General features: G+C 43.8%; 10 protein-coding genes. 3 read left to right on the top strand and 7 right to left on the bottom strand.

The genetic code is table 11. The features are described from left to right. Positions 1-34 precede the first annotated feature (34 nt). The gene (panD, locus tag ACE38W_RS12475) at positions 35-379 is read right to left on the bottom strand and encodes an aspartate 1-decarboxylase (protein WP_133811105.1); all 345 of its coding nucleotides are present in this window, start codon (positions 377-379) and stop codon (positions 35-37) included. A 251-nt stretch (positions 380-630) separates the two neighbouring features. Further along, complete coding sequence (gene panC / locus ACE38W_RS12470; RefSeq protein ID WP_375831285.1) at positions 631-1,497, bottom strand: pantoate--beta-alanine ligase; 867 nt, start codon at positions 1,495-1,497, stop codon at positions 631-633. 110 nt (positions 1,498-1,607) lie between these two features. Between panC and ACE38W_RS12465 the strand changes: the two genes are divergently transcribed. Genes ACE38W_RS12465 through metK form a run of 3 tightly spaced genes read left to right on the top strand, consistent with a single transcriptional unit; the run spans position 1,608 to position 5,106 of the window. After that, the gene (locus ACE38W_RS12465; protein WP_375831284.1) at positions 1,608-2,426 is read left to right on the top strand and encodes a glycogen/starch synthase; all 819 of its coding nucleotides are present in this window, start codon (positions 1,608-1,610) and stop codon (positions 2,424-2,426) included. A 49-nt stretch (positions 2,427-2,475) separates the two neighbouring features. After that, the gene (locus ACE38W_RS12460; RefSeq protein WP_375831283.1) at positions 2,476-3,828 is read left to right on the top strand and encodes a DUF4270 family protein; all 1,353 of its coding nucleotides are present in this window, start codon (positions 2,476-2,478) and stop codon (positions 3,826-3,828) included. A gap of 21 nt (positions 3,829-3,849) precedes the next feature. Next, positions 3,850-5,106, top strand: a complete 1,257-nt coding sequence (metK, locus tag ACE38W_RS12455; RefSeq protein ID WP_375831282.1) for a methionine adenosyltransferase — start codon at positions 3,850-3,852, stop codon at positions 5,104-5,106. Between the two features lie 88 nt (positions 5,107-5,194). Here metK and ACE38W_RS12450 read toward each other — a convergent pair whose 3' ends face one another. From ACE38W_RS12450 to ACE38W_RS12430, 5 genes are all read right to left on the bottom strand, one after another. After that, the gene (locus tag ACE38W_RS12450) at positions 5,195-6,871 is read right to left on the bottom strand and encodes a hypothetical protein (protein WP_375831281.1); all 1,677 of its coding nucleotides are present in this window, start codon (positions 6,869-6,871) and stop codon (positions 5,195-5,197) included. Positions 6,872-6,877: 6 nt separating this feature from the next. Continuing rightward, a complete protein-coding gene (locus ACE38W_RS12445) occupies positions 6,878-7,624 on the bottom strand; it encodes a TolC family protein (RefSeq protein ID WP_375831279.1) in 747 nt (248 codons plus the stop codon). Between the two features lie 19 nt (positions 7,625-7,643). Continuing rightward, a complete protein-coding gene (locus tag ACE38W_RS12440; protein WP_375831278.1) occupies positions 7,644-9,068 on the bottom strand; it encodes an O-antigen ligase family protein in 1,425 nt (474 codons plus the stop codon). Positions 9,069-9,158: 90 nt separating this feature from the next. Then, positions 9,159-10,220 carry an acyltransferase family protein gene (locus ACE38W_RS12435; protein WP_375831277.1) on the bottom strand — a complete coding sequence of 354 codons (1,062 nt, stop codon included), beginning with the start codon at positions 10,218-10,220 and terminating at the stop codon, positions 9,159-9,161. Position 10,221: 1 nt separating this feature from the next. Next, entirely contained in the window at positions 10,222-12,426 is a 2,205-nt protein-coding gene (locus ACE38W_RS12430; protein WP_375831275.1) for an exopolysaccharide transport family protein, read from the bottom strand. Position 12,427 lies beyond the last annotated feature (1 nt).

Genomic DNA, 12,427 nt, shown 5'->3' with positions numbered 1-12,427 from the left:
AGGGAGTTACGGGTTTATTGGCTGATTCGGGCAATTATAATTTATTTCCTTCCTTAGGGAAGATAGCGATAGGCGTATATTTTTTAGCCTCTTCGAAGTCCATGGTGGCGTAGGATATAATGATCACGATATCGCCAGGGGCAACGAGTCGGGCTGCGGGGCCGTTCATGCATATCACGCCGGAGCCGCGTTTGCCTTTGATAACATAAGTTTCGAGTCTTTCACCGTTGTTAACGTTGAGGACTTGTACTTTTTCGTATTCGATGAGTCCCGCGGCGTCCATCAGATCTTCATCGATGGTGATGCTACCAACATATTGCAGGTTAGCTTCTGTAACTACTGCGCGGTGGATCTTACACTTTAATATTTCGATTTGCATAATACTGTGAGCTTCCTGTGATTAGAAGCGTCTGCAAAGCTATGTAAAATAATGTTTCGGGCCAAAGCTGTAGTGCTTGTATGGAGCAAAGTAGGATAAGCGGCTGCGGTGAAGCAGCAGGAGAGGAATTGTAACAGGAATATAAAAAAAGAGGAAGGCCTTTGCAGGACTTCCTCTTCGTGTGGTTCGCTGGCGTTATACCCTAATTGTAACTAGATGACCTTGCGGGTATGATATAATAAAATGAAACGTTAAAGTTTTCCTTGAATGATGATGTTGTCGATGAGTCGGACACCATCGAGCCATGCGGCGATGGCGGCAACAACGACCATGTCATCGGTGGCAGGTTGATCAAGTGGAACGAGTGTATCATCTTTGAGTGCGAGGATATCTGCATATTCCGGATCGAAGCCCTGGGCTTTGAGATGGTCGACTGCTTCATATGCACTTTCCATGAACAGGAGTCCTTTTCCGAAGCTGTTTTTTATGGCGTTAAGTTCCTGGTAGATGGCGGTTGCCTTTTTGCGGGCAGCGGGTGAGAGGCGTACGTTTCTGCTACTCATGGCAAGACCATCAGGTTCTCTTTCTGTTGGGCAGACAATTAATTCTGTGGAAGAGTGGATGATTTTGAGTAATTTACGTACTATGAGACATTGCTGTAGGTCTTTTTGACCCATGAAGAGTTTGGATGGTTGAACAATATCCAGTAGTTTATGAACGATGCGGCCAACGCCCTGGAAGTGTCCGGGTCTGAATTTGCCTTCGAGAATGGTTTCCAGGTCACCGAAATCGTAGTGAATGTTGCCGTCGAGTCCTTCGGGGTACATGTCATCTACCGCTGGGAGGAATACGATATCCGTAGAAACATCATTTAATTTTTTAATATCAGCTTCAATTGTTATGGGATATTTTTCGTAGTCTTTAGGATCATTGAACTGGGTTGGATTGACAAAGATGGAGCAAACGACCACGTCCGTGTTTTGCTTTGCGGCCTGAATAAGTGACAGGTGTCCGTTGTGTAAGGCGCCCATAGTAGGCACAAAACCAATTGTTTTGCCACTTTTTCTAACCAGCTCCAGGTGCTTCTTCAGGTCAATACTGCGCTTAAATTGATACATAAAACATTGTTAAAAAGGATGTTAAAACTGACAGATTGGCCAATATTCCGTAAAAAATCCGTAATTTTGCAAGCCAAATTAAAAATTACTGCATTAATAATCAGCGTTAAATGTCCACAAAGAAAAGAATTCTTTTTATTGCCCAAGAGATGTCGCCTTACCTGGAATTGAGTGAATACGCGGCGATGGTCAATAAAATGGCAATTAAGTCCAATGAGGCCGGACTGGAAGTGAGAGTGATCATGCCGAGATTTGGAATTATTAATGAGAGAAGACATCGTTTACACGAAGTGGTAAGGTTGTCTGGTATCAACATTGTGATTGACGGAGATGATTACCCGTTGATTATCAAAGTTGCATCATTACCAAATGCCAGATTACAGGTCTACTTCCTGGATAACGAGGACTATTTCAAGCGTAAGACAGTATTTGAAGATGAGAATGACCAGTTCTTTGATGACAATGCTGCGCGTGCTGTATTCTTCTGTAAAGGAGCACTGGAGACGGTGAAGAAATTCGGATGGCCTCCGGACATCATTCATTGCTCTGGTTGGATGACCTCCTTGATTCCTATGTATCTTAAAACTGCATATAAGAAGGAGCCGGTTTTTGCGAACAGCAAGATCGTGTATTCTATGCTTCCTAATACCTTCAAAGAAAAACTGGGAACAACTTTTGTTAAGAAGGCAACCATCAGCAACCAGATCAAAGAAAAGGATATGGAATTGTATAAAGATGGAACGAATACTGCCCTGAACAGAGGTGCAGCCAAATACGCAGATGCTGTGGTGTTGGCGGCCGACAAACTGGAGAAGAAAGTAGTAGACGAAGTGAAGGCGGAGAAAGGTAAGATCATACTGCCTTTCAAAAAAGATAATGAAGATCTGAGTGATTACCTGGGACTGTACAACCAGTTGCTTGGTAAATAGTTATAAAGAAACGAATGTTCGGCAACTCAACACAAAAACACCATAAAGCGTGAAGATTAAACTCAGGAACCTAAGCTACGTAGCTGCCATTGTATCTGTATTGTACGCATCCACCGGTTGTAATGAAGCGACCCTATTAGGTAAAAACCTCATTCCTCCAGGTGATCTGGTAAATGCCCATGATACCACTATAACGGGTATCATTACACGGAATGTCATCCAGTATGATTCTTCTATTGTAAATGGCTATACCAACTATGATAAAATCCTCGGTTCTATAACAGCCGACCCTGTGTTTGGGAAAACACATGCATTTGTATTTATGCAGGTAGGTTTGCCTACAAGTAATTTTACTTTTTCAGGTAATTCCCAGACATTGGACTCTGTAGTTTTGTGCCTGAGTTATCTTGGTTATAAAGGAGATTCAACCACACCTCAAACCTTTAAGGTTTATCGTATGGCTGAAAACAACTTTAAAATTGACTCTAACTACGCTTATAATAAGCCATTGGCTTATGACCCAACTCTGCTGGGTACAGCAACAGTAACGCCGTTGAGTGTACGTGATTCTGTTAATATCTATGGCAATAAACAAACTGCCCAGATAAGAATCAAGTTGAGTAATGCTTTTGGTAATGAGATACTGGCTCAAAAGAAAGATGGCGCCTTCGCTAGCGATTCGGCGTTCAGAGCTTATCTGAAAGGTTTTGCTATCATCCCGGATACTATCCAGGGTAATCATAAAAACATGATGTTTGTGGATATGAGCAATAGCAATACCAAACTGAATGTATTTTATAAGAGCGATACACAGGATTCCCTCTTTGCTACTTTTGCTTTCAACACCAGTACAAGCGCACATTCTAATTATTTCGTAAGAAACTATACCGGTTCAGAAGCAGCGAACTATATTAATACAAACACCCCTGCAGGTGATAGTATCATGTTCCTGCAAGCCGCTCCTGGCCTGGTTACCAAGTTTACTATTCCTGGCCTCGAGAACTTCCCGAATGCTATTATCAATTCAGCAGAATTAGTAATTACTCAAATAACTGTTGGAGAAAGTGATCAAAATAATATTTATTCTGCTCCATCTGCTTTAACTTTGTTGCAGTATACAAACGGAGATTCCACCAAACTCCCGATTGATGCAAGTGGTACAGCAGCTTATTACGGCGGTACCAGACAAATAGTGACGAATTTTGGAGGTGTAATGATATCCCAATACAAATTTACCCTCAATCACTATCTGCAACAGCTCATTAAAAAGAATGAAACTAACAACGGATTCAAACTGAAGGGCTATTCCTCCATGGTAATGGATGTTGACCGCTTGAAAGCTGGCGGCGGCAATCATTCCCAGTACAGTATGAAACTGAGAGTTATTTATACTAAACCATAAAACTGCTAATCAAACTTTTTTATGCCTTATTTATTTACATCTGAATCCGTTTCAGAAGGCCACCCAGATAAAGTTGCGGACCAGATTTCCGACGCTCTGATTGACAACTTTTTAGCTTATGATGCTAAATCTAAGGTTGCTTGTGAAACCTTGGTAACAACGGGTCAGGTAGTACTGGCAGGCGAGGTGAAATCCGAAGCTTACCTCGATGTACAGGACATCGCCCGTGAAGTGATTCGCAAAATTGGTTATACCAAGAGCGAATATATGTTTGAAGCTAATTCTTGTGGTATCCTCTCAGCTATCCATGAGCAGTCCCCTGACATTAACCAGGGTGTTGACCGTAAGTCACCTGAAGAACAAGGTGCTGGCGACCAAGGTATGATGTTTGGTTATGCTACCCGCGAAACTGAAAACTATATGCCGCTGGCACTCGACCTGGCACACAAACTCCTGCTGGAACTGGCAGTGCTGCGTCGCGAAAATAAAGATATCTCTTACCTGCGTCCGGATGCTAAATCCCAGGTAACTATCGAGTACTCTGACGACAACAAACCTCAGCGTATTGATACCATCGTTATCTCTACTCAGCACGATGATTTTGCTGCTGACGAAGAAATGCTGGCGAAGATCAAAGCGGATATGATCAATATCCTGATCCCTCGCGTTAAAGCACAGCTGAAGCCTGAGCTGCAGCAGCTGTTCGATGGTTTCGATATCCAACACCATATCAACCCAACCGGTAAATTCGTTATCGGCGGTCCTCACGGTGATACTGGTCTGACTGGCCGTAAAATCATCGTAGATACTTATGGTGGTAAAGGTGCACACGGTGGAGGTGCTTTCTCTGGTAAAGATCCATCCAAAGTAGACCGCTCTGCTGCTTATGCTACCCGTCATATCGCTAAAAACCTGGTTGCTGCTGGTCTCTGTGATGAAGTACTGGTACAGGTTTCTTATGCAATTGGTGTTGCTAAACCTTGTGGCCTCTACATTAATACTTATGGTACTGCTAAGGTGAACCTGACCGATGGCGAAATTGCTAAGAAAGTAGAAGAAATCTTCGACCTGCGTCCTTATGCAATCGAACAACGCCTGAAACTGCGTAACCCTATCTACAGTGAAACTGCTGCTTATGGTCACATGGGCCGCGCTCCACAAGTGGTTACCAAAGTTTTCAACAAAGGTAAAAAGAACGAGAAATCAGTTGAAGTGGAACTCTTCACCTGGGAGAAACTCGACTACGTTGATAAAGTGAAAGCTGCTTTCAACTTATAATATTACCATTTGGATAATAAAAAGGTCTCTACATTGTAGAGACCTTTTTTTATGCTGTTATTTTTAGAAATTACCGAAATAAATACAGTTACTTCTCTGCCATCTTCTTATAAACACCATAACCTACATTTACAGAACCAGGTAACTGCGCCTGGAAGGCTTCGAGGTTACGCTTTAAGGCAGGTGCATCTGCACTGTCCAGCGCAAAGAAACGCACCGTTGGATCAGCACATACTACATTGTCCTGGATCGTCCAGCTACCTGTTTCTGCCCAATTCTGATATAAGGAAGCCTCATACCAATCAGGGTACATAACCGCAATTTTTACCTTCTCCCGTTTTAACAGTTTTTTCAGATATTCAGCGCTATAATGTCCTGTTAATTTGCTCCTCGCAATCTCATTATTTCCTAGTCCCCATATATCTACAATACGACTTTCTGACAGGAAGCTAACAGCACCTACATCATTGGCGGCTACCGGTACGCCAGGGTAGTATTGTTGTAAAAATCTTCCCATTTGTACCTGCTGGTCATAGATATTCCTGCAGGCACGATAGGTACTCCTGTAGCCGGCCATCGCACGTGCCAGGAGTGGGCTGGCCACAAAGAATAACAGTAATACCATCACTAACCTTTGCGGCCATACGCTGCCCGCATACAAGCTGGTAATTCCCGGCCAGAGGCACCACAAGAGTAGGCCTATGTTGATGATAGCGAGTCCTATGAGATAGGCTTCATACCTGAACATCCAGCCTACTGCTGCTAATGCCAGGTGAAGCGCGCCGCCGATGCTGAGTATAATACCCATGTTGACGGCTTGTTTAGTGGTATTGCCCGAGAGTTTTGTTTTTACCAGCACTACCAGTAAAGGAACGATAATGAGTATACGAAGTAATGAAGTACCAGAGATTGAGGATTGGCCAGTGTAGGCTTTGTCGGCCTGGAACAAGCCCATAATGGTGCTGTTGCCATACATAAGCCGGTAGATAAGGATTTCCTGGAGTGCATGACTCAATGCACCAGGGCCGGCAGGACCACCACTGCTTTTCAATAATACGGAATTAGGCAAGATATATCCACCGTAGGCAACGGAGATGATGGCAAAGATCACTACCGGTAACGCAGCTACGAAACCAGTTGTAAAAGCTGCAATTATCTTCTTATAAAATAAAAGTAATAAACAGGCGGCGCCTAAAATAAACAGACCTTCAAAGCGGGTAGCCACCATCAACGCACCCCAACAGCTTACCAGCAGGAGTTTTCGTCCGTTGATATTATCCGCGGAAATCATCTCCACTATACCTTGTATGAATAATAAGGCAAACCAGAAATGGAGGAGATGCTCCATACCGGTTAATATTATTACTGTAAAAGGGAAAAGAATGATCAGGCTTAACAATACAATCGTTCTGCCAATAGCCGGTAGTGCATATTTCAGCAATATGCTATGCACAGTGAATAGTACGCCGTAAGCGGCCAGTATATTGATCCATAAACCGGCGAGATAACTGTTAACGCCTATACAAAAAAGAGAGGCCAGCAATATAGTATATAGTGGAGAAGAAGATGCTGATCCAAAAGCATCAGGGGTGATGCCCCAAACGCCATGCAGGCCAAGGTTTTTGGCTACTGCCATATGAATAAAGGCATCGTCCAGCGAGTAACAGAAGTGACCACCGGTTAAAGCGGAGATCCGGTACCATGAGTAAAGTAGTAGTATCGTTAGAAAAGTCCAGGCTAAAAATAAAGGTTGATTCTTCTTCATGAGCGATTATTTGTTGACCAGTTGAACGGCTTGTTCCAGCGGCATATTGATAATAGATTCCAGTTCTATTTTAGACTGGTTGTAGCTCCTGGTGAGAATGACGTTCTGCACCTGTTCTGCATTGTAGGCTTTATATGCTTTGTTATAATCTTCCAGAGATGCTTCTCCGGCAGAGAATTTCTTTTCGTATGTCTGATAAGTGGTGAGGGCATCTTCCAGCAATGGCAGTTCCAGCTCGAATAATTTTTTGTTGGCAACAAAAGATTCGTAAGCTGTCAGCACTTTGGAACGGGAGTTCCGGATATCTGTTTCTCTTTCTGCATCTAACATCTTACGTTGCAACCTGGCGATCTTCACCATTTTGGGCGTGGTAACGAAATCTCCCAGGGCAAAGGAAAGACCTACGTTATAAGTAGGGTAGTAATTATTTTGGTTGGTGTTGCCTTTAGGATCGTTGGGGTTGTAGTAGATGGTTTGCCTGTTAAAGCTGTTTTCATTGATATTGGTAAAAAATGCGACATGGTTGAGCCACTGTGCTTTTGCATTGGCTACCTGATAGTCACCGATTTTTTCTTTAGCATCTACGAGGTCTTGCACGGGTGTTTTACTTGCCAGTTGAATCAGTACCTGGCGAAATTTCATTTCGAGGCCTGGGTTTTTCTGGATGGTATTTAAGTCCAGAGAATCTTTTTGTTGGGCCTGTGACAACAGCACAAAACAGAGGGGAAGCGTTAACAGTAGCAGCTTTTTCATACATGCTTATTTAAAAAAATTACAGATATTTTGATTTGATGACAATGCCGGTGAGGGCATTGATAAAGAAGGCCGACTCCATGAGACCCCCACTTTCCTGGGCATACATGGAAATGACCATTTCGAAGGTCATGGAAGCTGCGGCGATGGCTAGCAGCTTATCTAACTCGCCACTAAACCGGAAATAATTGCCAATGCAGGTGCTCATCTGCAGAAAATAAAAGAACATCACCACTATTAGCATAGGCCAACCCAGCTCCAATGCGGTGCGCAGGAAGCCACTGTCTGGCGGAAACCCAGCCAGTGGGTGACCAGGATTGTATGCCCGTCCTTCGCCGCCGCAGGTGAATAAGCCACCACCGATAGGATGGGTATGTATATAAGGTTGAATACTATGTCGGTTGATTTCGCGTACATTGAGTGATGCATCATCTGTACCAACAAAGGCACTACGTACACGGTTAATCGTAGCATTGCCGTAGAACGGGCCAAATAGAATGGCGCCACCTATAACAGTGCATGCCATAGCGGTTATCAGCGTATTACGTTTATGCAGGTTTACCAGCAGAAACAGAAGGAGCCCGGCTGGAATAATAACATAACCGGTACGGGTACCCGAATATCCCAACGCCATCAGGTGAAATAGTAGGGCAATGCCTATCAGTATTTTCTTCTGGAAGCTGATGATGTTCAGACTGGCAGTGAGCAGAATGATGCACAGCACGGAGCCGCAGGCCATCAGTACCCCAAATACCGCGGGATCCGTCATGGTGGAGAAAATGCGGAGGTGTCCCTGAATGAGTGTGGTGGCCAGCTTCTCGGGAGAAGCCATAACGATCGCCCATTCCCACGGCATCAGCCCAAACCACTCCTGGATACAGCCATATACTGCTGAAACAGTAGATAAGCCGAGCCAGTATTTAAAGAAAAAGTGTACATCTTCCTTTTTCTTCATGACTACGGTAGTTAGGATAGCAAACATTAAATAACGTAGTAATAATCTAAAGAAGATGATGACGGTATCTTTGTTGGAGCCGTTAGGATTTAGGCCTTCCATCATACTATAGGCAAACTGAATGTACATGATCACCAGCAAAGGTTCTTTCAGGTAACTGATCGGGTTACTGCCCTTACGGTTTTTATGCAACATGGTTCCTATCAGGGAACAAATCAGCATAAAGTCGATAGCCGCGCCAACCTGTATCTCTTGTCCATACAGTCTTTCAAACCATCTCACCGTGATCACGGTAGACAGGGTGATATAGAAGCCAACTTTGGCATTATTAAAACAAAGGAATGCCAGGGCGCTGCCAAAAATAGCAAACAGCACCAGTATCCCCGACTTGAAATCATTCGAGGTAATGTAGGGAATCATGGGTACTGCCAATAACAGTAACATGCCTACGAAAATGTTCCACTTATGTTCTTTAATTGCTTCCAGCATCAGAGGAATACTATTTTTACAAAGAGTGACAGCATTACCAGCGCCAGGAATATATTTATCAGCAACTGATGAAAGTTGGTACTCATCGGTTTATTTTCCTTTTTCATACGTTTGCTTTTTCACTTTTAACGGACCTTTAAACAACCATCCCAGTCTGCATTTCAGCATGGTTTTGTACACCAGTATCGATAATGGAATGGACCCTGCAATCAGCATCAGCAATAAAATTGGTACGTTATGTATACCACATTTTATGAGCAAGCTGCGTAATACTGCGGCCAGCATTACATGTAGCAGGTAGATGTATAAAGAATAGGTACCTATAATTTTGAAAACACCCAGTACATTAAACTTGGCCAGCCAGGCAGACAATAACACCATGAACAGGCTTCCTGTAAGCGCTATCACGGCATAGAGGAACAGGTTCATTTGTTGGTGATAGAGAAAATACCATTGTGAATAAGCGAAAGCCGGCAGTAAGAATAGCAGGTATTTTCCCTGAGATAGTTGCTGCTGTGCTGTTTCATTCAACAGGTAAGGAGCCACGGCAACGCCTATACTAAAAAAGATATAATGCAGCAATACATCGTAGCAGGTACTGATAGGTACCGCCCACGGCGCAATGCCCAGCAATACTAACCCTAACAATAATTGTTGTGTGGTACTCAGTTTTACAATGCTATGGTTAAATAGGTATAGCGCAGTAACGTTGAAGAGTGCAAAAAGATACCACAACTGATCTAACGACCGTGGCTGTACGAAAATCTCTGCATAACTCCACAGGTTCCTGTCTGCATTGGCAAAGCGACTGAATACTATCTGCAACGTTATTTGTATGGATGCCCATATAATATAGGGATACAACAGGTTGTTGGTACGATCGGCGAGTAGTCCGGTGGCGCCGCGCTTTTTGAGTCCTGCCTGGAAAAACAGTCCTGACAACAGAAAGAACAGTGGCATCCTGAAACTGAACAGCATATTATTGCCATCAATGATCCACTGTGCCACGGGTAGTCCAGTATGCTGCAATCCATACAGCATATGGCGATACACCACCAGTATGATAGCAATGCCTTTGGCATAGTCTACCCACTGGTAGCGTGCAGTAGCCAGTTGCTGGCCTTTTTCCATATGTAGTGTAGTGGCAGGCATTTTATAACTCCAGGTAGTCTTCTTTAACTTTATTCAATACAGCGCCGATACACTTATCGCCCAATTCTTGCAGGAACTGGATGGATTCTTTGTCTGTCTGTTTCAATACCGCATGGGAAGAGAACACGGCGATAACACCTTGTACATAGTTGACCAGCTCTTTACTGTCGGTGTAATCATTGAGTGGTGCGCCTTCCAGCAGTATGAAATCGTAGTATGCGGATAATTCCGGCAGGTAATTCAGCAGATGATTTTCCGGCAGAATTTCAGACGGCGTATAGTCGCCACCTTTACATCCGATTACTTCCACGCCTTCGGAAGGGTAGAGTGTAACGATGTCTCTGATTTTGTCAATCGTGAATTGTTCGCGAGGGATAGAAAAGGTCTCCAGCGTAGGCTTTGCGTCCAGTTGCATGGTGAGGTCGTTGTTACAGAAGTTGGTGTCGATGATCAGCACCTTTTTATTACTCAGGCTGAGGCTATAGGCGAGGGCCTGTGTCAGTGTAGTTTTCCCTTGCTGGGCTTCTGTACTGGTAAACAGGAAGATTTGTTTACCGCTATGTTCCACTTCGTAGCGCAATTTCCTAAGCAGTTCCCGGAAGGTATTCTGTCTTTGTTTTTTATCGGCGGGGTTGCCACTATCTTTCTTTTGCAAGATATTAAGAATGCTATATCTGCGGAGATCTGTCTGGTTAATAGAACTGATCAGCTTCAGGGCCACACTTCTTTCAAAGATGGATGGGGATTTCAGGGAAGTATCGATGAATTCCAGGAAGAGGATGGCGAGTGTGGTCAGGAAGAAAACTGATATACCAGAAAGGCCCATTACGATGAGTCTTTTGGAAGATTCAGGCTTGATGGCAGGTTGTCCGATAAGGCTTTGCTTGAAGCCATCCTGAGGTGCAGAGCGATTATCGATAGCTGCGTTGAGTTTTTCTTTCAGCTTGTTATAATCTTCTTGCGCCATGGTAACTTCTTGCTGTAAAGATCCTACAGTGGCTTCTTTGCTGGCATAGGAGCCGAGTGTTCCGCGAAGAGACGCTATCCTGGTTTCCAGGTTAGCAATATTCATATTGGTGGCTTTGATCTGGGCTTGCAGACTCCCTTTTTTCTGTTGGAGTTCATCTGCGTTGGTAACGTTTTTACCAGAGGTCACCGTCATTTGTTCTACTTTGGATTGTAGCTGACCGCGAAGCGTTTTTATTTTGGCTTCCATTACTTCGTCGGTGGAGCCGGTTTTTACATATTCTTCGTTGAGGTCAGTGATTTGACGTTTAAGGGAGATGATATCGCCGTTGGCACTGGTATTATAAACGGTTTTGCCACCAGCGGCTATGGTCAGCTGGTTGTTGATATTATCTAGAGAGGCCTGTAACGTGTTCATGTTGGCACGCTCATCGAAGAGTGTTTTCTCGAAACCTTTGATCTGTTGCAGTTCACTACCGCTGGCAGCATCTACGTTGAGCAATTTTTCAGATGCTTTGTAGGAGCGGAGTGCTTCTACTTTGGAGTCCAGTTCTTTTTTCTTTTGGTCTACGAGTTGCGCGAATGTTTCCACGTTTTCAACGGTTTGTTCACTGCGCTGACTTCTATAATAGCGTATGAATTCGGCATAGAGCTTATTCACGATATATGCGGAGAGTTCGGGATGTTCCGAACGGAAAGTAAGGTCGATGTAATCGGTACGGTTCATACGCGCCGCTATGAGCTGACCTTTCAGGGATTCGTAATCATAACCGTATATCTTCAATACCTCCTGTAGTTCTCTTTCATCGGGGCGATAGGCGCTCAGCATCTGCATGGAGTCGTGCTTCTGCTGGCAGAGCGCTAATAATTTCTGTTTGTCAGCATTTTTATACGCGGGATTATTTAACTGCGCATCCTTTAAAACGCGAAATGCATTGGTACGGTTGCCACTCATATCATGAAGAAGCAGATCATACGACAGCAAGGAGATAACAATTGGGGAGGTGATGGTGGTGATTAAGCTTTCGAATTTCTGATCTACCTCAAACATATTCACGTGATCATCGCGCAGACGGATCTGGTCTGTATAGGTAAGACCTGTTGCCATCTGTGCGCTGGAAACGTAGAGTTTCGGTTTGTTCATGGTGAAGAAGAAAGCTGCTACCACAGCAAGTATAGAGCTAATGATGATCAGCCATTTTTTTTTCAGTAGTGCCTTCAGAAAATAGATTACGTCCATA

The organism is Chitinophaga sp. Hz27, from assembly GCF_042263525.1.
GTDB lineage: Bacteria > Bacteroidota > Bacteroidia > Chitinophagales > Chitinophagaceae > Chitinophaga.
Note: the sequence above shows the minus strand (reverse complement) of the source record. Positions and strands in the feature narration are given on the sequence as shown.

Excerpts from the sequence above, each read along its gene's own strand:
- ACE38W_RS12465 (WP_375831284.1), top strand. The coding sequence starts at position 1,608 with ATGTCCACAAAGAAAAGAATTCTTTTTATTGCCCAAGAGATGTCGCCT.
- metK (WP_375831282.1), top strand. The coding sequence starts at position 3,850 with ATGCCTTATTTATTTACATCTGAATCCGTTTCAGAAGGCCACCCAGAT.
- ACE38W_RS12450 (WP_375831281.1), bottom strand. The coding sequence starts at position 6,871 with ATGAAGAAGAATCAACCTTTATTTTTAGCCTGGACTTTTCTAACGATA.
- panD (WP_133811105.1), bottom strand. The coding sequence starts at position 379 with ATGCAAATCGAAATATTAAAGTGTAAGATCCACCGCGCAGTAGTTACA.
- ACE38W_RS12445 (WP_375831279.1), bottom strand. The coding sequence starts at position 7,624 with ATGAAAAAGCTGCTACTGTTAACGCTTCCCCTCTGTTTTGTGCTGTTG.
- panC (WP_375831285.1), bottom strand. The coding sequence starts at position 1,497 with ATGTATCAATTTAAGCGCAGTATTGACCTGAAGAAGCACCTGGAGCTG.
- ACE38W_RS12430 (WP_375831275.1), bottom strand. The coding sequence starts at position 12,426 with ATGGACGTAATCTATTTTCTGAAGGCACTACTGAAAAAAAAATGGCTG.
- ACE38W_RS12435 (WP_375831277.1), bottom strand. The coding sequence starts at position 10,220 with ATGCCTGCCACTACACTACATATGGAAAAAGGCCAGCAACTGGCTACT.
- ACE38W_RS12440 (WP_375831278.1), bottom strand. The coding sequence starts at position 9,068 with ATGCTGGAAGCAATTAAAGAACATAAGTGGAACATTTTCGTAGGCATG.